Source organism: Jatrophihabitans endophyticus, assembly GCF_900129455.1.
Taxonomy (GTDB): Bacteria; Actinomycetota; Actinomycetes; order Mycobacteriales; family Jatrophihabitantaceae; genus Jatrophihabitans; species Jatrophihabitans endophyticus.
Genome location: NZ_FQVU01000005.1, coordinates 330,505 through 351,773, shown reverse-complemented (window position 1 = coordinate 351,773; position 21,269 = coordinate 330,505). Strand labels below are relative to the sequence as shown.

The 21,269-nt window shown below is 70.0% G+C and carries 21 protein-coding genes; 2 read left to right on the top strand and 19 right to left on the bottom strand.

Annotated features, from left to right (window positions below; genetic code table 11):
- Position 1: 1 nt before the first annotated feature.
- From BUE29_RS18430 to BUE29_RS18375, 12 genes are all read right to left on the bottom strand, one after another.
- Positions 2 to 1,891 (bottom strand): S9 family peptidase, encoded by a 1,890-nt coding sequence (locus BUE29_RS18430; RefSeq protein ID WP_073391878.1) that lies wholly within the window; start codon positions 1,889 to 1,891, stop codon positions 2 to 4.
- Positions 1,888 to 3,063, bottom strand: a complete 1,176-nt coding sequence (locus BUE29_RS18425) for a M20 family metallopeptidase (protein ID WP_073391877.1) — start codon at positions 3,061 to 3,063, stop codon at positions 1,888 to 1,890. The genes BUE29_RS18430 and BUE29_RS18425 overlap by 4 nt, the downstream gene beginning before the upstream one ends.
- Positions 3,060 to 4,022: an ABC transporter ATP-binding protein gene (locus BUE29_RS18420; RefSeq protein WP_073391876.1), complete on the bottom strand. Its 963-nt coding sequence runs from the start codon at positions 4,020 to 4,022 to the stop codon at positions 3,060 to 3,062. The genes BUE29_RS18425 and BUE29_RS18420 overlap by 4 nt, the downstream gene beginning before the upstream one ends.
- Positions 4,019 to 4,990, bottom strand: a complete 972-nt coding sequence (locus BUE29_RS18415; protein ID WP_073391875.1) for an ABC transporter ATP-binding protein — start codon at positions 4,988 to 4,990, stop codon at positions 4,019 to 4,021. The genes BUE29_RS18420 and BUE29_RS18415 overlap by 4 nt, the downstream gene beginning before the upstream one ends.
- A complete protein-coding gene (locus BUE29_RS18410) occupies positions 4,977 to 5,837 on the bottom strand; it encodes a polysaccharide deacetylase family protein (protein WP_159440901.1) in 861 nt (286 codons plus the stop codon). The genes BUE29_RS18415 and BUE29_RS18410 overlap by 14 nt, the downstream gene beginning before the upstream one ends.
- Positions 5,834 to 6,577: an SDR family NAD(P)-dependent oxidoreductase gene (locus BUE29_RS18405; RefSeq protein WP_073391873.1), complete on the bottom strand. Its 744-nt coding sequence runs from the start codon at positions 6,575 to 6,577 to the stop codon at positions 5,834 to 5,836. The genes BUE29_RS18410 and BUE29_RS18405 overlap by 4 nt, the downstream gene beginning before the upstream one ends.
- On the bottom strand, positions 6,570 to 7,451 hold the full coding sequence (locus BUE29_RS18400) for an ABC transporter permease (protein ID WP_084181379.1): 882 nt from the start codon (positions 7,449 to 7,451) through the stop codon (positions 6,570 to 6,572). Before BUE29_RS18400 ends, BUE29_RS18405 begins: the two co-directional genes overlap by 8 nt.
- The gene (locus BUE29_RS18395) at positions 7,448 to 8,458 is read right to left on the bottom strand and encodes an ABC transporter permease (RefSeq protein ID WP_200800298.1); all 1,011 of its coding nucleotides are present in this window, start codon (positions 8,456 to 8,458) and stop codon (positions 7,448 to 7,450) included. Before BUE29_RS18395 ends, BUE29_RS18400 begins: the two co-directional genes overlap by 4 nt.
- Entirely contained in the window at positions 8,455 to 9,975 is a 1,521-nt protein-coding gene (locus BUE29_RS18390) for an ABC transporter substrate-binding protein (protein WP_084181377.1), read from the bottom strand. The genes BUE29_RS18395 and BUE29_RS18390 overlap by 4 nt, the downstream gene beginning before the upstream one ends.
- Positions 9,972 to 11,198, bottom strand: a complete 1,227-nt coding sequence (locus BUE29_RS18385; protein WP_073391871.1) for a threonine synthase — start codon at positions 11,196 to 11,198, stop codon at positions 9,972 to 9,974. Before BUE29_RS18385 ends, BUE29_RS18390 begins: the two co-directional genes overlap by 4 nt.
- 94 nt (positions 11,199 to 11,292) lie before the next feature.
- Positions 11,293 to 11,964: a GntR family transcriptional regulator gene (locus tag BUE29_RS18380; protein ID WP_073391870.1), complete on the bottom strand. Its 672-nt coding sequence runs from the start codon at positions 11,962 to 11,964 to the stop codon at positions 11,293 to 11,295.
- A 117-nt stretch (positions 11,965 to 12,081) separates the two neighbouring features.
- Entirely contained in the window at positions 12,082 to 13,242 is a 1,161-nt protein-coding gene (locus BUE29_RS18375; RefSeq protein ID WP_073391869.1) for a DNA cytosine methyltransferase, read from the bottom strand.
- A 129-nt stretch (positions 13,243 to 13,371) separates the two neighbouring features.
- Here BUE29_RS18375 and BUE29_RS18370 point away from each other — a divergent pair, with 129 nt between their 5' ends.
- Entirely contained in the window at positions 13,372 to 14,550 is a 1,179-nt protein-coding gene (locus BUE29_RS18370; protein ID WP_073391868.1) for a hypothetical protein, read from the top strand.
- Here BUE29_RS18370 and BUE29_RS18365 read toward each other — a convergent pair.
- The 6 genes from BUE29_RS18365 to BUE29_RS18335 form a co-directional block, all read right to left on the bottom strand.
- Positions 14,540 to 14,971: a very short patch repair endonuclease gene (locus tag BUE29_RS18365; RefSeq protein WP_073391867.1), complete on the bottom strand. Its 432-nt coding sequence runs from the start codon at positions 14,969 to 14,971 to the stop codon at positions 14,540 to 14,542. The two genes, BUE29_RS18370 and BUE29_RS18365, sit on opposite strands and share 11 nt — an antisense overlap.
- Before the next feature lie 681 nt (positions 14,972 to 15,652).
- Positions 15,653 to 16,084 (bottom strand): cupin domain-containing protein, encoded by a 432-nt coding sequence (locus BUE29_RS18355; RefSeq protein WP_073391866.1) that lies wholly within the window; start codon positions 16,082 to 16,084, stop codon positions 15,653 to 15,655.
- A gap of 41 nt (positions 16,085 to 16,125) precedes the next feature.
- Positions 16,126 to 16,473 (bottom strand): carboxymuconolactone decarboxylase family protein, encoded by a 348-nt coding sequence (locus tag BUE29_RS18350; RefSeq protein WP_073391865.1) that lies wholly within the window; start codon positions 16,471 to 16,473, stop codon positions 16,126 to 16,128.
- Positions 16,470 to 17,519 carry a zinc-dependent alcohol dehydrogenase family protein gene (locus BUE29_RS18345; protein ID WP_073391864.1) on the bottom strand — a complete coding sequence of 350 codons (1,050 nt, stop codon included), beginning with the start codon at positions 17,517 to 17,519 and terminating at the stop codon, positions 16,470 to 16,472. Before BUE29_RS18345 ends, BUE29_RS18350 begins: the two co-directional genes overlap by 4 nt.
- Positions 17,516 to 17,920 (bottom strand): DUF2255 family protein, encoded by a 405-nt coding sequence (locus BUE29_RS18340; RefSeq protein ID WP_073391863.1) that lies wholly within the window; start codon positions 17,918 to 17,920, stop codon positions 17,516 to 17,518. The genes BUE29_RS18345 and BUE29_RS18340 overlap by 4 nt, the downstream gene beginning before the upstream one ends.
- Positions 17,917 to 19,317: an MFS transporter gene (locus BUE29_RS18335; protein WP_073391862.1), complete on the bottom strand. Its 1,401-nt coding sequence runs from the start codon at positions 19,315 to 19,317 to the stop codon at positions 17,917 to 17,919. Before BUE29_RS18335 ends, BUE29_RS18340 begins: the two co-directional genes overlap by 4 nt.
- A 131-nt stretch (positions 19,318 to 19,448) precedes the next feature.
- On the opposite strand from BUE29_RS18335, the gene BUE29_RS18330 reads away from it, so the two are divergent.
- Complete coding sequence (locus BUE29_RS18330; protein ID WP_073391861.1) at positions 19,449 to 20,120, top strand: TetR/AcrR family transcriptional regulator; 672 nt, start codon at positions 19,449 to 19,451, stop codon at positions 20,118 to 20,120.
- Positions 20,121 to 20,125: 5 nt separating this feature from the next.
- On the opposite strand, the gene tcmP is transcribed toward BUE29_RS18330, so the two are convergent.
- Positions 20,126 to 21,238 carry a three-Cys-motif partner protein TcmP gene (gene tcmP / locus BUE29_RS18325; protein ID WP_073391860.1) on the bottom strand — a complete coding sequence of 371 codons (1,113 nt, stop codon included), beginning with the start codon at positions 21,236 to 21,238 and terminating at the stop codon, positions 20,126 to 20,128.
- Between the last annotated feature and the right edge of the window lie 31 nt (positions 21,239 to 21,269).

The following is a 21,269-nucleotide window of genomic DNA, read 5'->3' as shown; positions in this document are numbered from 1 at the left end:
CTCATTCGTGGTCGGCGAGCCAACCGACGATGGCCGCCAGACGGCGTACCCGGCGGTCGGGTCGCCCGGCGCTCGGCAGGGAATGCGACTCCCCCGGTATGCGCAGGAACGCGCAATCGCGACCCAGCCGCCGCAGGGCCACGAACAACTGCTCCGACTGCTCGATCGGGCAGCGGTGGTCGTCCTCGCCGTGCACGAGGAGCAACGGCGTGCGGATGCGGTCGACGGACGCCAGCGGCGACCGCTCCCACACCGCCGCCGCGTCGTCCAGGATGTCGGTGCCGAGCTCGAACCGGTTGGTGGTGAACCCGTTGTCGGACGTCCCGAACTTCGAGACCAGGTTGCTCACCGACCGCTCCGACACCGCCGCGCGGAACCGGTCGGTGCCGGTCAGCACCGAGTTGACGAGGAAGCCGCCGTAACTGCCGCCGGTCAAGTACAACCGGGCGGGATCGGCGGCGCCGCAGGCGATCGCGGCGTCGACGGCGGCGTGCACATCCGCGACGTCGCCGCGCCCCCACGCGCCGACGCTCAGCGCCCGCACGTCGCGGCCGCGGCCGGCGCTGCCGCGCATGGACGGCATGAGCACCGAGTAGCCGGCGGCCACGAGCACCTGCGTCTCGACGTCGAACACCCGGCCGTGGGCGAGATGCGGGCCACCGTGCAGCCGGACGACGAGCGGTCGGGCACCCGGACCCGCACGCCACAGCAGGGACGGCACCGCCAACCCGTCCGCGGACGTCGCGGGAAGCGCCTCCGCGTCGGCGAACGACCAGCCGGCGGCCCACGAGCTCGCGCCGCCGGGCAACGCGGTGACGTCGCCACCGTCGAGGGGCAGGAGCTGCAGCTCGCCCGGCTGCGTCGCGCTCTCCAGGCAGACCGCGACGTGCCGACCCTGCGCCGCGCCGAAGCCCGTCACCGACCGACCCGGCGGGGTGAGCCGCCGCCGCGTGGCGGTCCGGTCGGCAGCGGCGTCGACGAGCCACAGCACCACGTCGTCACCGTCGGTGTCGAGTGCGAGCAGCTCGTCGGTGCCGGGGACCGGTTGCAGCAGGACCGCCGGCCCGGGCGCGCGTCCGTCGCTGACGATCGCCCGCTCGCAGGCGACGCCGTCGGCGTCCGCGAACAGCCGGTGCCCGCCGTCAGGCGTCACCCGCCAGGGTTCGGGCGGGTCGACGCTCTGCCCGGAGGGCAGGTTGCCGACGGCGACGACGTGCGCGCCGAGCCCGGTCAGCGCCACCGCGGTCAGCGGCACCGGCGAGCGCCACCACACGTCGTCGGTCCCCGTCGCCAGGTCGACGACGTGCAGGTCGCAGCCGGGGGCCGGGTCGTCGCTGCGCAGCGGCTCCACGCAGTACACGAGGCGGTCGCCGCGCGCCGCCCACGCCGAGATCGACCCCGGCGCCGTGGCGAGCGGGCGCGCCGGCCCGCTCAGCGGGACGAGCCACAGCTCGCGCGCGGGTTCGAGCGCACCGCTGCGACCGTCCTTGCGGTAACGCAGCCAGTCGACGTACGTGCCCGTCTCGTCCGCCGCGGCCGGCGTCTCCACGAGCGCGACCAGCCGCGTGTCGTCGAGCCAGGCGAAGGACGCCACCGGTGCCGGGTCGAGCAGTCGCACCGGGCCGTCCGGGAACGCCGAGACGCGAATCCGTCTGCCGACGGCGGTGCGGCACGCGAGCGTGCGCCCGTCGGGAGAGAAGGCGGGCTGATCCGCCTCGGCCGTCACGCGCGGACCGCGGTCCGCCCGCCGCACCTCGAGGCGAACCGTCATGCCGCGGCCGTCCGGCGCGGGGACGTGGACGGGCACCGCGACCGTCGCCCCGTCCGGGTGCAGGGCGGGGACGCCGGTGAGGGGCAGCGTCAGCAGCTCGTTCGCCGCGAACGGGCTCATCCCTGGTCGTGCGCGGCGCGCGCGGCGGCGACGAGCTCCGGGCGGCGCAACAGCGCGAGCGCCACCGCGCCGAGCACGGCCGCCCCGTCGAGGGCCGCGCGGTCCCCCGCATCCCCGCCGGCGACGTCGGCGAACTCGCGGGTGTGGATGGTGGCGCCGGGCACGACCTGCACGTACGGGTGCAGGGCCGGCACGCGCTGGCTGACGTTGCCCATGTCGGTCGAGCCGGCGTTGCCGTGCAGCAAGGTGGCGTCGGCCGGCCGGCCGACCGCGGCGTAGGCCGCCGCGGTGAGCTCGGCGAGCACCGGGTTGTGCCGCACCGGCTCGTAGGCGGGCGCGACCTCCTCCAGCACGCCGGTCGTGCCGGTCGCGAGGGCACACCCCGCCACGGCGTCCTGCACCGCGCGATGCAGACGGTCGCGCAGGTACGCGACGTCGGGCGAGCGGACGAAGACGCTCACGACCGCGCGCTCCGGGATGACGTTGATGGCCTGGCCGCCGTCCACGACGTTCGCGTGCACCCGCGAGTCCGCGCGCAGCTGCTGGCGCAGCAACCCGAGCGCGGTCAGCAGCAGGGTGGCGGCGTCGAGCGCGTTGCGGCCCTCCTCCGGCGCGGCCGACGCGTGGGACGCCCGGCCGGTGAAGGTCGCCCGCAGCGAGAGCCGACCGAGGTTGGTCCGGCCGATCGCGTCGTACCCGGCGGGATGCACCATGATCGCCGCGTCGACGTCGTCGAGCACGCCCGCCTCGACGAACCGCACCTTGCCGCCACCGCCCTCCTCCGCGGGGCTGCCGAGGACCACCAGCTCACCCACCGGCGCCCCCGCGCTCGCCGCGGCGAGGCCGCCGCCGAGCCCCGCCGTGGCGATGATGTTGTGCCCGCACGCGTGACCGAGGCCGGGCAGCGCGTCGTACTCGCAGAACAGCGCCACCGTCGGGCCGGCGGCGCCGAACCGGCGTCGCGCCCGGAAGGCGGTCGGCAGCCCGGCGACACCCGACTCGACGTCGAAGCCACCGGCGGCGAGCCGTCCGGTGAGCAGCGCCGCCGCCCGGTGCTCGGCGAACCCGAGCTCGGGGTCGCCGTGGATCTGCCGGGCGACCGCGGTCAACGCGTCGGTGTCGAGGTGACCGCGCACCTCGGTCACCAGCGCGGCGAGGTCGGGGGCGGTCACGCCGCCACGTCCGCGGTCTCGGCGTAGTGGCACGCGACCCGGTGGCCGTTGACGTCGCGCAGCTCCGGTCGGGTGGCCCGGCAGCGGTCGTCGGCGAGGGGGCAGCGGGTGGCGAAGACACAGCCGGGCGGCGCGTCCAGCGGGCTCGGCAGCTCGCCGAGCCGGCGCACCTCACGCGACGTCGCGCTGCGCTCACCGCGCACGCGCGGCACGGCGGCCAGCAGCAGCTGCGTGTACGGGTGCCGCGGATCGGCGAACAGCTGCTCGGTCGGCCCCTCCTCGACGACCCGGCCGAGGTACATGACCGTGGTGTCCTGCGCCAGGTACCGCACGAGGGCGAGGTCGTGGCTGATGAACAGGTAGGCCAGGCCGAGGTCGTCCTGCAGCCGTCGCAGCAGATTGACGACCTGCGCCTGCACGGAGACGTCGAGGGCCGAGACCGGCTCGTCGCAGACGACGAAGCGCGGGTTGAGCGCGATGGCGCGTGCGATGGCGATCCGCTGCCGCTGCCCGCCGGACAGCTCGTGGGGGTAGCGCTCGGCGAAGTCGGACGAGAGGTTGACCAGGTCGAGCAGGTCGGGCACGGAGCGTGCCGAGCCCTCCTGCCCGTGCACCCGGGCGGGTTCGCGCAGGATGGTGTCGACGCGCATGCGCGGGTTCAGCACGTCGTACGGGTCCTGGAAGACGACCTGCAGCTCACGGCGCAGTGCCCGCAGCTCGGCCGGCGAGCGTTCGGCCAGCCCGCGCCCGTCGAAGCGCACCTCACCCGCGGACGGCGTCTCGAGACCGAGCAGCAGCCGGCCGGTGGTCGACTTGCCGCACCCCGACTCGCCGACGACCGCGCGGACGGTGCCGGCCGCGACCTCGAGGTCGACGTCGTTCACCGCGGTGAGCCGGCGACGGCCGGCGACGCGGTAGTGCTTGGTGAGCCCGTGCGCGGACACCAGCGCTGCGGTCATGACGCTTCTCCTTCGACGGGGTGCCAGCAGGCGACGCGGTGCGCGCCCCCGCTCCCGGCCAGTGGGGGCATCTCGGTGCACCGTGCGTCCGCCCGGGGGCAGCGGTCGCGGAACGGGCAGCCCGCGTCGCGGTCACCCAGCTGCGGCACGCGACCGGGGATCGTGGGCAGCTCGCCCGCGGTGGGCGCGTCGGGGTCGGGGACGGACGCGAGCAGGGCGGTCGTGTACGGGTGCCGCGGCGTGTCGAGGATGCTGCGCACCGGCCCGGTCTCGACGACCTCGCCGGCGTACATGACGACGACCGAGTCGGCGATCTCGGCCACGACGCCCATGTCGTGGGTGATGAACAGCAGCACCGCATCGCGGGTGCGCTCGCGCAGCAGGGCGAGCACCTGCGCCTGCACGGTGACGTCGAGCGCCGTCGTCGGCTCGTCGGCGATGACGAGGTCGGGGGACGCCGCGAGCGCGACCGCGATCATGACCCGCTGCCGCAGGCCGCCGGACAGCTCGTGCGGCAGACTCCGGACCCGCGCGGCCGGGTCGGGGACGCCGACGGCGTCGAGCAGTTCGATCGCACGGCGGCGGCGAGCGGCCCGGCGCAGTGAGCCGTGCAGCAGCAGCACCTCCTCGATCTGCGCGCCGACGGACATCAGCGGGTTCAGCGCGGTCGAGGCGTCCTGGAACACGATGCCGATGCGGGCACCGCGCAGCCGGCGCATCGCGCGGGCCGACGCCCCGATCAGCTCCTCACCGTCGAGTCGCGCCGAGCCGCCGGCCTCGGCACCGCCGGGCAGCAGCCCCGCGAGCGCCAGCGCGCTGACCGTCTTGCCGCAGCCGGACTCGCCCACGACGGCGACGACCTCGCCGCGGCGTGCCGACAGGGTCAGCCCGGTGACGGCGTGGCGGTCGGGACCGAACGACACGCGCAGCCGGTCGATCTCCAGCAGGGGAGCCTCAGCGGTCGTCATCGGGGCGTCCGATCTCGTCGCGAGCGACGCGGGTGCGCTGGGCCGAGTGCGGCAGGTCGGTGTGGTGGTCGGCGAGCGCGCCGGCCGTGCCGATCCACAGGTCGTCGAGCCCGTGCGCCTCGTGCAGCAGCTGTTCGAGTCGGTGCGCGCGGGCCGGTCGTCCGGAGATCCACGGGTGCATCGTCAGCATCACCAGCGCACCGTGGTCGCGAGCGCCCGCGAGCTCGTCGCGCCACGAGTCCACGACGAGCTGCGGCGCGACGGGCGCGCGCTCGCCGTGGCCGGTGTAGCGGTAGTGCACGGCGTCGTCCGTGGTCCAGTCGACCGGGATCTCCACGAGCCCGCCGACGTCGTAGGGCCGGTCGTCGCCCATGAGCGAGCTGTCGTAGGCCAGGCCCAGCTCGGCGAGCACGTCGAGCGCCGTGGGGGTCATCCGCCACGACGGCGAGCGGTAGCCACGCGGTGCGCGGCCGGCGAGGTCGCCGATCACGTCCCTCGCGCGCCGCAGCGTCGCGCGCAGTTCGTCGGGGGTCAGCTGGTCCGGTGGTTCGTGGCACCAGCCGTGCAGGGCGAGCTCGTGTCCTGCGGCGACCACGTCGCGCACGGCGTTCCGGTGCTGCGTGGCCACCCAGCCGGGGACGAAGAACGTCGCCGGCGTCGCGGTGCGGTCGAGCACGGCGAGCAGGTGCTCCACGCCGCGGCGCGGGCCGTACCGGCGCTGTTCGAGCTCGGCGACGTCGGCCGGCGGGTCGGCACGGGTGCGCCAGATGTAGGGGCTCTCGGCGTCGAGGTCGAAGGTCACGCACAGCGCCGCCCGAGCGTCCGCCGGCCACGCGTACGCGGTCACGACGGCGCCTTCCATTCCCCGGCCGTCCGGCCGCCGTCGACCGCGACCGTGGTGCCGGTGACGAATCCCGCGGCGTCGGACGCGAGCCACAGCACGGCCTCGGGCGCGTCCTCCGGCCCGGAGGTGCGCCCGAGCGGGATGCGGGCCCGCATCGTCGCGACGTGGTCCTCGCTGAGGTCGCTGACCTCGCTGCCGGGCGCGAAACCGGGCTGCACGGCATTGACGCGGATGCCGGCCGGCGCGAGCTCGAGGGCGGTGCTGCGCGTCAGCGACTCGATCGCCGCCTTCGTCGCGGCGTACACCGATCCGGTCGGCCCGGGACGCACGGCCGCACCCGAGCTGATGTTGACGATCCGCCCGGCCACGCCCGCGTCGATCATCGCCGCGGCGGCCTGCCGGGTGAGCTCGAACGGGGCGACCACGTTCACGTCGAAGAGCCGGCGGACGACGTCCGGGGTCGTCTCGGCGAGCGGGGTGCGCGGGTAGAGCGCGGCGTTGTTGACCAGCACCTCGCAACCGCGCACGGCGTCACCGGCGGCTGCGAGGCCGTCGGGCTCGGTGACGTCGGCGACGACAGCCCGTGCTCCCAGGCGGTCGGCCAGAGCGGCGAGCGGTTCCGCGCGCACGTCGGTGAGTGTGAGGCGCGCGCCCTCGCGGGCGAAGGCCTTGGCGATCCAGGTGCCGATGACCCCGCACGCGCCGGTCACGGCGACGCGGGTTCCGGCGAAGCGCTCAGGCACGGGGTCCTCCCGCCGCCGTCACGGCGGTGATGTCGGTGCGTGCCCGGCGCCGCCGCCGGGCACGCCGTGGCACGCGGTGCTGCGGATCGAGCCGGTCGCGGACGGCGTCGCCAAGCAGGTTGACGGCGAGCACGAGACCGAAGAGCGCGATGCCGGGGAACGTGGCGAGCCACCATGCGGACGACACGTACTGCCGCCCGTCGGACAGCATCGAGCCCCACGAGGCCGTCGGCGGCTGGACGCCGAGACCGATGAACGACAGCGACGCCTCGTAGATGACCATCAGGCCGAGCTCGAGCGTCGCGACCACCACGACGAGCGGGACGATCTCGGGCAGCACGTGCCGGGTGAGGATCCAGCGACCCGGCGCGCCGAGGGCAACCGCGCCGCGGACGAAGCCGCGCTCCCTGGCCTCGAGCACGCCGGCGTACGCGATGCGGGTGTACCGCGGCCAGCGCACGAGCGCGAGGCACACGACGACGTTGACCAGGCTCGGCCCGAGCACCGCGACGACGAGGATCGCGAGGAGGAAGAACGGCACCGACAGCGCGATGTCGGCCAGCCGCATGACGACCACGCCGACCCAGCCGCGACGCCAGGCCGCGGCGACGCCGAGGGTCACCCCGACGAGGCCGGACGCCAGCACCGTCAGCACTGCGACGACGAGCGAGACCCGCGAGCCGTACAGGATGCGGCTCAGCACGTCTCGGCCGAGCGCGTCGGTTCCCAGCGGGTACGACCCGTCGTGGAACGGATGGGTCAGCCGCGCGCCCAACGCCACCAGGTCCGGGTCGTGCGGGGCGAGCAGCGGCGCGAGGGCCGCGACGAGCACGTACCCGCCGAGCACGGCCAGGGGGATCGTCCCGCGTCTCATGCCTCGGCTCCCTTCGCGGTGACCGCGATGCGCGGGTCGATGACCCCGTACACGAGGTCCGTCACCAGGTTGATCAGGATGTAGACGACGGCCGCGAGCACGACCAGCGCCTGCACGACCGGGAAGTCGCGCGCGTTCACCGACTGGACCGTGAGCTGGCCGAGGCCGGGCCACGCGTAGATCAGCTCGGTGACGACCGAGCCGCCGAGCAGGTTCGCGGTCTCCAGCGCGAGCACGGTCAGCACCGGTACCGCGATGTTGCGCAGCAGGTGGCGCCACACCAGCCGCCACGTGCCCACGCCCTTGGACCGTGCCGTGCGCACGTAGTCGCGGTTGAGCTGCTCCAGCACGGCGGCACGGGTCACCCGGGCGACGGTCGCCGCGGACAGCGACGCGAGCGTCACCGCCGGCAGCACGATGGAGCTGGCCGACGTGTCGCCGGTCGAGGGGAAGACGTCGAACGTCACGGAGAAGACGAGGATGAGCAGGATGCCCGTCCAGAACGCGGGCATGGCCTGCCCGGCGAGCACGAGGGGCGTCAGCACGCGCTCGGGCCAGCGGCCGCGGTAGAGCGCCATGACCATGCCCGCGCCGACCCCGAGCACGATCGACAGGACGAGCGCGGCGAGCGCGAGGTTGATCGTGTAGGGCAGCCGCTGCGTGATCACGTCGATCGCGGGGCGTCGTTGCACGAAGGAGTAGCCGAGATCGCCGTGCACGAGGTCGCCGAGGTAGGACGTGTACTGCGACCACGTCGAGGCGTTGAGGCCCAGCGTGTCGCGCAGCTGGTCGATCTGCTCGCGGGTCGCCCCCTGCGGCGCGAGCAGCTGCGCCGGGTCGCCCGACAGCCGCAGGCAGAAGAACACCGCGGTGACGACGCCCCACAGCGCGACCACGGCCTGGACGAGGCGGAGCCCGAGGTAGCGCAGGAACGGCACAGCGCCGCCGCCCACCCGCGTGCGGGCCCGGCCGGGCGCCGCGGTGGCCGGCGCGGTCGCGGTCGTCACGACGCGAGCCGCATGTCGGCCAGGAAGAAGCTCTCCTGGGCGTCGGGGCGCCACTGCAGGCTCTTCGTGACGCCGTAGATGGAGCCGACCTGGAACAGCCCGATGCCGGGCACGTCGCGATTCATCAGCTGCAGCGCCCGGGCGTAGTCGGCGCGACGCTGCGCGGTGCCGAGCTCGGCGCGACCGCGATCGACGAGGGTGTCGAACTGGTCGCTGCGGTAGGAGCTCCACACCGTCCCCGACCGGAACAGCGGGAAGATCGTGCCGTCGGCGTCGAGGCAGGAGCACGACCACTGCCCGAAGCGGATGGAACCCCAGTCGTGCGAGGGACTCTGCACCTTCTTCAGGTACGTGGCCTGGTCGCTGTTGCGGATCGACACCTGCAGCCCCGCCGCCTGGATGTCGGCCTGGATCGCCTGCACGATGTTCGGGTCGTAGGTGGGCGAGGTGGCCATCACCACGGTCTTGCCCTTGGCGCCGGCTTTGGCGATCAACGCTCGCGCCGCGTCCGGGTCGTACCGGTAGTCGGCCAGGGCCTTGTCGTACCCGACCGCGAGCGGGGTCAGCACGCTGTTGACCTGCCGGGCGTACCCCTGCTGCAGCTTGTCGATCAGGCCGCGGTAGTCGATCGCGAGGCTGATCGCCCGGCGGACCTGCGGGTCGTTCGTCGGGCCGCCCTTGATCGTGTTGAACGCCAGGTAGGACACCCGCTCGGTCGGCGCGGAGAGGATCTTCAGATTGCTGGAGTCGCGGATCTGCACCGCGCTGTCGGGCGTCATCGACGTCGCCACCTGCGCGAGCCCGGACTGCAGGTCGGCCACGCGGCTGGCGATGTCGGGCACCGCCCGGAAGGTGACCTTCGCCAGCTGCGGCCGCGGGCCCCAGTAGCGGGTGTTGCGGTCGAGTGCGATCTGCGAGCCGTTGATGGCCGACACGAACCGGTACGGGCCCGAGCCCATCGGCCTGGCGTTGAACGCGTCGTTGCCGACCCGGCGGACGTAGGCCTGCGGCACGATCGACAGCGTCGTGAGGAACGTCAGCAGGGTCGGCGACGGGTACTTGGTGTCGATCACGAGGCGGGTGCCCAAGCCGGTCGCCCGGCGGATGGCGGAGAAGTTGGCCAGCTGCCCGCTCGCCAGCTTCGGGTCGAGGATGCGGTTGATGCTGTAGGCCGCGTCGGCGGCGGTGAGCCGGCTGCCGTCGCTGAAGCGGATGCCGTCGCGCAGCGTGAAGACCCACCGGGTCTGCGACGTCCGCCGCCACGACGTGGCGACCGACCCGACGACCTTGCCGCTCGTCCGGTCCCGCCGCAGCAGCTGGTCGAAGATGTTGCGGTACACCGCGTACGAGTCGGTGTTGTACTGCAGGCCGGGGTCGAGGCTGGCCGGGTAGCTCGACAGGTCGACGGTGAACACCGAGCCGGCGCCGCCGAGGGGCTCCGTCTGGCACGCGGTGAGCAGGCCCGCCGCGGTCAGGGCGGCGAGCGTCGTGGCGGCGGCTCGCCGGCGCAGGGTCACCGCTCGCCACCTGCCGGGATGGCGCCGTCCTTCGCCAGCGTCGGCACGTCGACCGGCACCGTCTCGGGGTACTTGATGCCGGCGCCGGTGTTGAGCACGAGGACCTGTTCCCCCTCGCCGAGCCAGCCCGACTCGCGCAGCTGCCGGGCGGCGGTGAAGCAGGCAGCGCCCTCGGGGCACACGAACGCTCCCTCGGTGCGCGCGACCGCCTGCACCTCGGCCAGCAGGTCGTCGTCGCTGACCGCGATGGCGGTGCCCCCGGTCTCGCGCACGGCGTCGAGCACCAGGAAGTCGCCGAGCGCCTTGGGGACGGTGATGCCGAAGGCGACGGTGCGCGCGTCGGGGAACGGCTCGCTCTCGCGGGCGCCCTGCTCGAAGGCGCGCACGAGCGGCGCGCAGCCCTCGGCCTGCACCGCCACCAGCCGGGGCAGCTTCTCACCGATCCAGCCCATGGCCTGCATCTCGAGCAGTGCCTTGTGGATCCCGATCAGGCCGACGCCGCCGCCGGCGGGGTAGAGGATGACGTCGGGCACCGTCCAGCCGAGCTGTTCGGCGATCTCGTAGCCCATCGTCTTCTTGCCCTCGATGCGGTACGGCTCCTTGAGCGTCGACACCTCCTGGTAGCCGGTGCGGCTGGCGACCGCCTGGTTGACGAGCTTGCCGGCGTCGCCGATGAGGCCGTCGACCAGGTAGAGCTCGGCGCCGGCGGCGACGCACTCGGCCCGGGTGATGGACGGCGCGTCGAGCGGCATCGCGATGAGGCTCGTGAGGCCGGCCCGGGCGGCGTAGACGGCCCACGCGGCGCCGGCGTTGCCGTTGGTGGGCATGGCCACGCCCTTGATGCCGAGCTCGGCCGCGCGGGACACGCCGACGGCCGCACCGCGGGCCTTGAAGCTGCCCGTCGGCACCAGCCCCTCGTCCTTCATGAGCAGGTTGGGCACGCCGATCGCGGCGCCGTAGGTCGGCATCGGCACCAGCGGGGTCATGCCCTCGCCGAGCGTGATCACGTTCGCGGCCTCGCGCACCGGCAGCAGCTCGTGGTAGCGCCACAGCGTGTGCGGTCGTGACGCGATCTCGGCCGGGGTCACCGCCGCGGCGGCCGCCGCCAGGTCGTAGCGCGCCAGCAGCGGTTTGCCCGCGGCGCTCACGCCCTGGACGGCGTCGGCGTCGTACCGCTCCCCCGTCCACGAGCACTCGAGATGGCTGAGGTGCGAGAACGCCACGGAAACTCCACTGGAGAGATGGACAAAGTCGACCGTTCAGATTTTGAATCCAAAACGCGGACGACGTCAACCGGCTCAACACGCCGATCAGACATCAGCGGCTGCGGACGCCGTTCGCGCGCACCGACTTGTCGAAGGCCGCGGCCGACTTGCGCACGTGCGCCCGCGCCTCGCGTTCGGCGCGCTCCGCGTCCCCGGCGGCGACGGCGCGCATGATCACGGCGTGCTCCCGCATCGCGGTGTGCACCCGTCCCGGCACCCGCGCCGACGACCCGGACGCGAACCGGAACTGCCCGCCCAGGTTCTCCATCACCCGCACCAGCCGGGAGTTCTCCGACGCGTGCCCGATGGCCTGGTGGAACTCGAGGTCGATGTCGCTGTAGGCGACGAGGTCCGCGCCCTCGGCGGCGGCCTGCTGCCGTTCGTACAGCGGTTTGAGCGTGGCCGCCACGAACTCTTCGGGCCGCTCCAGCCCGGCCGCGTTCCGCGCGGCGATCCCGTCCAGCACTTCCCGCAGCTCGTAGATCTCGCGCATGTCGGCCCACGTCGGCTGCGGCACCCGGTACCCCCGGTGCGGCGTCGCCACGAGGAATCCGTCGCGCTCCAGCGCCGCCAGCGCCGTCTTGATCGGCGTCGGCGACAGATCGAGCAGCTCGCACAGCGGCCGCACCACCACCTTCGACCCCGGCGCGAGCTCCCCCTCCACGACCATGCGCTGAATCGCCCGGTACGCCGCCTGCGCATACGTCTCCCGCTCGATCACCACGGCCGCATCATGGCACGCACGGTTGCCGGCATGGGGCGGCGCAGCGCGGCAGCCGTTACTGATGTCGGCCGCGCCGCACAAGCCTGCGCCACGACGTCAACAGATAAGGAGAATCGCTCAGCCTGAAGCGGCCGCGCGAGGAGTTCGTTCGCAATGCATGTAACCGAGCTGCGCCATCAGAGCCCGCACGACGGCCTTGCCGAGCTCCATCGGGACGGCGTTGCCGAGCTGACGTTGCACATCGACACGGGAACCGGTGATCTTGAAGTCGTCGGGGAACGACATAAGGCGAAGCATCTCGTTGGCGCGCAGTCGGCGGGCGCGTTCCTCGCCGGAGGCGGCGCGGACGTTCTCCCAATGGAACGGGCCGACCCACGGGCCCGGCTGAGCCTGCAGCGTGGTCGATGGCCGGTTCGGGTCGAGGCGTAGGAGGAACGTCCAGTAGCGGCTGCGCCATTCGAAGTGGTCGCGGCCGCCGTACCTCTCGGTGTGCCAAAGATAGTTTTGGCCAGGCGGGACCTCCGCCGCGAGCACGGCATAGCTGCCGTCGACAATCTCGTCGTCGGATGCCTGAGCGAGGGTAGGCAGCCCCTCGAAGGCCTGCGCAGCAGTGACGTGTGGGGTCTTGTTGACGTCAACAACGCGGGTGTGCTCGCTCCAGCCGGAGTGAGTCGGTTCGGGGAACTCGAACCTCACGCCGTCGCGCCGGCCAACGACGAATACACGACGCCGTAGCTGTGGGACCCCGTAGTCCGCTGCCAGCAGAACCCTCCACTGCGGGTTATAGCCCAACTCGCCCAGGGCTCTGAGGAGTCGCTCGAACTGAGCCTTGTGAGTCTTGTAGGTAAGGCCTTGGACGTTCTCGAGGATGAACGCCTCCGGCTGCGCTTCACGGACGACGCGCACGTACTCGTCGAGCAGCGAGGCGTTGGGATCGCGGCTCGCACGTTTCTGCTCCAACCAGAACCCGGACTTGCTGAACGGAGTACAGGGCGGCCCGCCGACCAGGAGGACGGGCTCCGTCGGTCGCAGGCCGGCTGTGGCGAGGATCGTCTCGGTTGGCACCACCCGGATGTCTCCCGCAAGCGTGGCCGTCCCTCGAAAATTGGTCTTGAGAGTCTGCAGCGCCGGCTCGTTGTAGTCGGTTGCGACCGAGACACGCAGTAGTCCGTCGCCGGGGTCATCGGACGCCAAGGGTTCGGCGTCTGCCCGTTCGACGGCGAGGTCGAGCCCCCCTGCCCCAGAGAACAGGCTCACCACGGGGAGCTGCTCACCCATCTGCCACCTCAATCTTTGATGCCCGCGCGACCCGTCATCACCGGAGCAGACCAGTCAGACCAGTATGGTCGGGGCGAGTCTGACTCAGGCCTACGACATGCCACGAGGTCGACGACGCCAGGAGGGCCGTTGAAGGACGAGTCGCTCGCGGGCCGTGTCTTCGGCGAGGTCTACCGAGTCCAGGGCCGGGCTGATCTACACGAATTCCTCGTTCACTCCGTCGAGGCATCCGGCGGCCGTGTCCTCTATGTCAGCGACCCCGGTCGGGCGCCCGTCTATCTCGGAGTTCAGCTGGACTCGGACGAGCGCATGGGGATGCTCGTCTATCCGTTCCGTGTCACCCGCAACACGATTCGCAACCGCCCGAACGATGAGGTCCGGGGGCAGCTGCGCTACGGCTCCGAGGACAGCTGGGAGCGCGAGCATCCGGTGGGCCGTGATGTCGCCGGGGTCGACGTGACGATGATCATCGGCCTCGACCTCGCCGACGGCGTGCTGCTGGGCTTGGACGCGAATCTCTGGGACCCACTGCCGATGGGCATCTCCTTCTACGCCAAGGACGCCGAGATCAAGCACGCCGAGGACTCTGGTTGGCATGTTTGGGAGAAGGTCAACCGCGGCGGCACGAGGCGTTCTGATGCGCGCTCGCCCACGAACCTGGAGACCGTCGTCGCCTTCACCCCCGACCGGCTCATCGACTACGCCCGCTTGGAGCGACGCGCCACGTCGCTGCGGCTAGACCCGCCGTTGCGCTTCGCCGCCGCGACCGCGATGGCCGACCATTCGCCACGAGACGAGCCCGAACGCAGGCATGTGCTCGAGGAGCAGTTCGCGCTCAGCAGCGAGCAAATCCTCGACATCATCGGAGGTCGTAACCGGCTCTCGGTCGCCGTGCGCGGCGGGGTGGCCGAGTTTCATCTGGAGCGACAGCTGACCGGCGCACCCGGCATCGCTTCGGTTGAACGGCTGGACGTGGATGCGATGCACGACTTCGACGTGACGCTGGATGATGGCACGCTCCTACGGGTCGAGTGCAAGAACGCCAGCCCAAAGACCTCCATAAACGGATCGTTCAAGGTCGAGGTGCAGAAGACCCGCGCTTCGAAGGGCGATGCTGCGTCCCGCTTCTACGCGGTCAACGGATTCGACGTCGTTGCGGCCTGCCTCTTCTCGCCTACCGGCCGATGGGAGTTTCGCTTCGGCCGCACCGCCGACATGGCCCGACACAAGCATTTCCCCGATCGGCTCGCCCCTGTCCAGACCATCACCGAAGCCTGGGGCGACAGCCTGCCAGCCCTCAGGGCCTGACAGCCACGCGTCTCGCTCGCACCGCCTCACCGATCCGCTGCGCAACGGATTCCGGCGTCTCGTGCTCCCAGAATCGCAACACGCGCCACCCCCTCCCCTGAAGCACGTCCGTCGTCTCCTTGTCGCGGGCGCGGTTTCGCGCGATCTTGCTGCTCCAGTAGTCGACGTTGGTCACCGGCAACGTGAAGTGCGCGGGACACCCATGCCAGTAGCAGCCGTCGACGAACACGGCGACCTTCAGACGAGTGAACAGCAGGTCAGCCGTGCGGCGCAGATCCGCCTCGGGCCGCGCGTTGACCCGATAACGGAGACCTTGCGCGTGGACGAGTCGACGTACCGCGAGCTCGGCACGGGTATCACGCCCCCGGTTGCCCTGCATTGTCTTGCGCGCCGCTGGGCTCGAAGCCCAAGCCTCATACACGGTGCGAGACTACGCACATGCCGCAACGTCGCGGGGAGGGCGACCATCGTTGCCGCTGCTCCGGGGGTCCCATCACGCTCGCGAGGTGATAACGACGTGAGCGCGTGCCTGATCGGAGCGCCGTCCGCTGGCGGCACAAAAGGACCTGCCCGATCGCTAGGGAGTCGGGCTGAATCGGCCGTCGGTAGATGCGGTGCCAAGAGAGCCATGAAGCGAAAGTGACTTGCGGAGGGCTCTAGCCCTTTCGATTCCGGGTGGAGCTGATGCATCGCTACTCGAACTTGCCAAGGTTGCCCGACTTCACCCGTCTGGCCCAGGGATCACGGGCTCCTCGTGTGTCACATCGCGTCCACAGCGTCGGCCGCAGGCTAGGGGACGAAGCAATCAAATCGCTGCTTGACGACTACGCCTCCGGCATTCCTACGACGAGACTCGCTACCGAGTACCGCATCGGCAAGGCCACGGTCCTCCGCCTACTTGAGGACCATGGCATCACCAGACGTAGACAACCCATGACACCAGACGAATGCACCGAAGCCATCCAGCTCTACCGGTCCGGCTTATCGCTTGCAGCCGTCGGCAGACACTTCGGCCGTGATCACACCGTCATCCGAGATGTGCTCAAGCGGGCAGGGGTGGAGCGGCGCGATAGTCACGGACGTGCGTAGGGACGCCCGGCGCTTATCGGTCTACGTCCTTTGTTGACGGCAGCTTGGCGTAAGCCTCATCCGTCACGGGCTCGAGCCATTCGTTGCTGACGTCGTCTCCGGTCGTGATGAAGGCGAGGTGGGAGAACCAGGAGTCGGCCTTGGCTCCATGCCAGTGCTTCGTGCCAGCTGGGACGCGGATGGCGGTGCCGGGCTCCATGCTCTGCGGGTCCTCACCCTCTGCCTGATACCAGCCGCTACCTGCGGTACAGATCAGAACTTGGTCGCCGCCGCCGTTGGAGCCGTGGTGGATGTGCCAGTTGTTGCGGCAACTCGGCTCGAAGGTGATGTTGTTGACCGGAACCCCGCCGTCGGCGACGGGGGCGTTGTAGCTCTGTCCGGTGAAGTACTCCGCGAAGGCGTCGTTGGTCTCGCCGAGCGGGAACATTTGCTGAAATTCGTTCATGGTTGATCCTTTCTAGGTTGGTTGCTATCGACAGCGGAGGCTCAGGCCTCTGAGTCGTTTTCGATGATGTTCTTGAGCACGGTGGTGGCGCCCATGCCGTTGGGCCAGCCGGCGTAGAAGGCGAGCTGCAGCAGGGCCTCCTTCAGCTCGTCGTCGGTGACGCCGTTCTGTCGGGCGAAGCCGAGGTGGAACTGCAGCTGGTCCATCTTGCCGAGCGCGGTCAATGCGGCGATGGTGACGAGGCTGCGGTCGCGCTTGGACAGGTCGGGACGTTCCCAGACCTCGTCGAAGAGGACCTTGTCGGTGTAGTGCACCATGCCGGGTGCGAAGTCGCCGAAGGCGTTCTGCCCGCCGGTCCAGCCGGTGCTCTGGTTCTGGTTGTCACTCATGCCAGTTCACTCACTTTCACGAGCGCCTTGATGGCGCGGCGTTCGTCCATGGCGGCGTAGGCCTCGGCGATGTCGTCCAAGGTGAACGTGGCGTCGAAAACCTTGCCGGGGTTGATGGAGCCGTCAAGCACCTGCTTGAGCAGCTCGGGCTGGTAGTGCCGTGCCGGCGCGGGGCCGCCGCGCAGGCCGATGTTGCTGTAGAACGTGCCCTCGGCGTCGACTTCGACGCCGTGCGGGACACCGACGCGGCCGACGATGGCACCGGCGGCGGCCACGGCGAAGGCGGTCTCGACCGACTCCTTCGTACCGACGCACTCCAACACGGCGTCCGCGCCAAAGCCGTCGGTCAGGTCTTTGAGCTGCTGCTCGGCCTCGTCGCCACGCACGCTGATGATGTCGGTGGCGCCCCATTCGCGGGCGAGCGCGTGCCGGGACTCGGTCTTGCTGCCGAGCACGATGATCCGTTCCGCACCGAGCAGTTTGGATGCCAGCACACCGGACAGGCCCACCGCGCCGTCGCCGACGACCGCGACGGTCATGCCCTCGGTGACGCCGGCGCTGACGGCGGCGTGGTAGCCGGTCGCCATGACGTCGGTCAGCGCCAGTAGGGAGGCCATGGTCTCGTCGGAGAAGTCCGAGCCGGGCACCGTCACAAGGGTGCCGTCGGCCTGCGGGACGCGGACGTATTCGGCCTGTCCGCCGTCTCCGTCGCCGCCCTGGCCGAAGAAGCCGCCGTGTACGCAGGCGGTCTGGAAGCCGTGCTCGCAGTTGCGGCAGGTGCCGTCGCTCCACGAGAACGGTGAGATGACGAAGTCGCCTGGCTTGACGTTGGTGACGTCACTGCCGACCTCGTCGACGACACCGATGAACTCGTGCCCGACGCCGCCGTGGTCGACCTCGGAGATGCCGCGGTAGAACCACAGATCCGAACCGCACACGCAGGCCAGCACCACACGCACGATGGCGTCAGTCGGCTCACTGATGGTCGGCTTCGGCCGGTCCTCGATGACGACCGAACCCTTGCCCTTGAAAATTGCTGCTTTCATTTGTCCTCCTTGTAGTTAGTTGTGACGTGCGGCGTGAGCCGCAGCGTTGCCGCTCGGGCGGCCTCGGCGACCATCGGCTTGAGATAGCTGTCGCCGTAGCGCGCGTACTTGGCGCGGTAAGCGGCGTCGATGGCCTCGGAGGCTTCCTGATCAGTTACTGGTGCGACGGTCACGGCCAGGTCCATGCCGGCCACGCGGACTCGACCGGCTCCGTCGTCGCGGGCGTGCCGATACCAGCCGCCGCCCTCGCCGCGGTACGACCGGACGATGACATCGTCACCGACTCGAACCACCCAGATCGGGACGGGGCGACGCGGCGACCCGTCGTGCCGCAGCGTAATCACCTCGAGCTCCTCGGCCTGGTCGATGCCGTCGAGCTGCGTGGCGGTCCACGTGCTCATGCTGATGCCTCCATTTGTTCGGAGCTGCGAAGGCGTAGGGATACGCCCGCAGCGATGACCGTGACGACCGCGGCGATGACCAGGCTCATCCGGGCGCCGTGCATGAACGTCGACCGGTCGGCGAGCAGCGCACCGAAGACCGCGATCGCGAGCGCGCCGCCGATCTGCCGACTGGTATTGAAGACGCCGCTGGCGGTGCCGGTGTGGTGGCCGTGGACGCTGTTGAGCAGCACACCCGTGGCTGGTGGCATCACCAGCGGACCGCCGAGACCGACCAGGATGAGCAGCCCGGACACTGCTGCGAGCGGGGCGGTTGCGGGCATGAGCGCAAGGGCTACTGCACCGACAGCCATGAGGATGAGTCCACCCGCGATAGGAGCCCGATGACCGACGCGCTCGACGAGCCGAGCCGATAGCGGCGTCAAGGCAGCACCGATCAGCATCATCGGCAGGAACAAGGCGCCGGTCTGGAGTGCCGACAGTCCGCGTTGTTGCTGGAAGTAGAGCGTGAAGACGAAGGGCAACCCGTAATACGCGACCATGAAGGCGAAGCCAATGACTGCCGCGCCGCGCAGGGTGCGGTTCGCGAGCAGCGTCCGCGGGATCATGGGGTGCCTGCCGCGGGTCTGACTCAGGGCGAAGCCGAGAATCCCTACCACTGCCAGGCCGAAGGCGCTCAGCACCGACGCGTGTGCAAATCCTTGGGAGCCGGCTTCGACAGCGCCGTAGGTGAGCCCACCCATCGCGACAACGGCGGTCGTCTGCCCGACCCAGTCGATCGAAGCAGCACGTCGCGTCGATGGCGCGATCTTGCGCACAAGAAGCAGCGTCAGAACGCCGACGGGGACGTTGATCAAGAAGATCAGACGCCAACTCAGCTCGGTCAACAGACCGCCCAGAATGGGTCCGGACGACGACGCCAGCGCGCCGCCCATTGCCCACAGCGCGACCGCGCGAGCTCGTTCACGCGGATCGGCGTAGGCCTGACCGAGCAGTGCCATCGACGAGGGCATCATGACCGCCGCAGCAGTGCCCTGGACGAAGCGCGCGGCGACCAATGCGCCGATACCCGGCGCGAGCCCGCAGGCCAGTGACGCGAGCGTGAAGACCACGACGCCACCGGCGAAGGCGCGGCGCGAGCCGACGCGATCGGACAGCACGCCAGAGGTCAGCAGGAACGCCGCGAACATCAACGTGTAGCCGTCAACCACCCACTGCAGGCCGCCGATCCCGCCGCCGAAGTCCTGCTGGACCGTAGGCAGGGCGACATTCACAACGACGGCGTCGAGCGTGACGATGAAGAACCCGAGTAGCGCGGCCGCCAACGTCAGCGAAGGCCGCGCGGCGCCTGTCGACGCCTCGGAGCGGGCCGCTTGATGCGTGAGTTGTGCTGTCATCCTGCCCTCCTTTCAGTTGGTACCGGGGCTGCCGCATAGGCGTCCCCGTGACCGGATAACTTGTATCCGCTTACATCTACTGTAGCACGTATGCGGATACGGTCAATCCGTTTACGTGCTACGATGGAGGCATGGCAGCTCGGCTTGATCGAGGACTACGGAAGGACGCAGCGGAGAACCGCGAGCGTCTGCTAGTTGCTGCAAGCGACCTCTTCGCTGAGCGCGGTCTGGGCGTGACGCTCAACGACATCGCGCACCACGCAGGCGTCGGCGTCGGTACCGCCTACCGCCGTTTCAAAAACAAAGAAGAGATCATCGACGCGCTCTTCGACCAGCGACTGCAGCTCGTCGAGGACGAAGCTCGGCGCGCCCTGGCTGAACCGAACGCGTGGGATGGCCTGGTTCTCTACCTCAGCCAGGCTCTGCATCTGCGCTACGGCGACAGGGGCCTCGACGAAATCATGAACGACCGCTCACTCGGAGACACCCGTGTCGCCGAAGTCCGGGACCGGATCGCTCCGTTACTGACCGAGCTGGTAGTAAAGGCGAAGGAGCAGCGGGTCGTCCGTTCGGACTTCGACCAGAGCGATCTCATCTTTCTACAGCTCGGGCTCTCCGCGATCATGGAGCAGACACGCGACGTCGCACCAGAGCTCTATCGGCGCTATCTAGTCATGATGCTCGATGGCATCCGCGCTGGGGGCGCCGCTTCTGATCTGCCGGTCAAGCCGCTGACGCCCAGGCAGACACATCAGGCTATGACGCGTGCGAGATCGTCTCCACCCGGAGAACTTCTAGGCTGAACGGATTAGTCAGGGAATTGGATGAGCGTGCCGTCAGGAAACTGTCGGGCGCGCTTCTGGTTTGGACTCGAAATCAGTCCGTCGTGCTGCATCGGTGCGAGCGTCAGACGCTTGACGTGTGAGCTGGTGTAGGGGGTTTCGGCGACGACGTGATCGATGACTTCCTGGATCGTCACGGTTCGACCCCGGAAGTGATCAAGCAGCTCTTGCCGGAGCGGGCCCGTGTCCGGAGTCTCCGCGAAGATCACGTCTTGGTCCGCGAACCGATCGCGGAAGCTGAAGTCGCCCGACGGCGCCACCTTCCACATCGCCGCCTTCATGCGGTCCAGACCGGTGGTGTCATGCGTGCAGTAGTAGAGGTCGTACAGCCGCTTTCCACGGCCGTCCCACATCTCGAAGCTCTGTATGTACGGGAACTCGCAAACATCGTGCAGCTGCCGCTTGTAGAGATCGTGTATGAACTGGCTGCGACGCCGCCCGGTGAGGTCGCCGCCAGCCTTGTATTCATCCGTGCCGAAGAGGTCGTCCAACCGTTCGTCGACCTCGCCGCTGCTGCAGAAGCGGACCACGAACTCATGCGCGAAGTAGACGAGCATTTCCGCTTTGGGGTAGTTGGAGAGCCGCGCCAGCACTGCCATGGGCGTCTCTTTGACACCCACCGGATCGACGAAGGCGAAGGTCGGTGCCATCTTCACGGCGCGCTCATCAAAGTCGTCGATCATGCTCGTCGTCAGGTCGACGAAGGTTTCGTTGTTCACCTGTATGACCACGTTCGACGGCCAAGGCTGGTGGGCGGCCTTGAACGCTTCGATCTCAGCCTCGAGGTGTTCGGCGCATCCAGAGTCTTGCTCGTTGATCAAAAAGACGAACTGGGTGCCGGACATGGAAGCGAAGTGGCTGTGCTCGACCAAGGTCTGTAGCGCGATGAGTGGTGAGCCGGGTTCTCCACCCCTGTATTTGCCGGGGCCACCGAAGGCGTCGTAGTACAGGACCCGTCCGTTGTACTTCGCCATGATCGGGAACCAGGCGCCGAGATAGGAGCGAAGCAAGTCGTGCTTGGCGCCGGTGTGCGGCGGGCGGTCCCACAGCTCGACAGGTTTGCGTTTACGTGGCGGCATCCGAAGTAAGCCCTCCCAGATCGATCAGGGG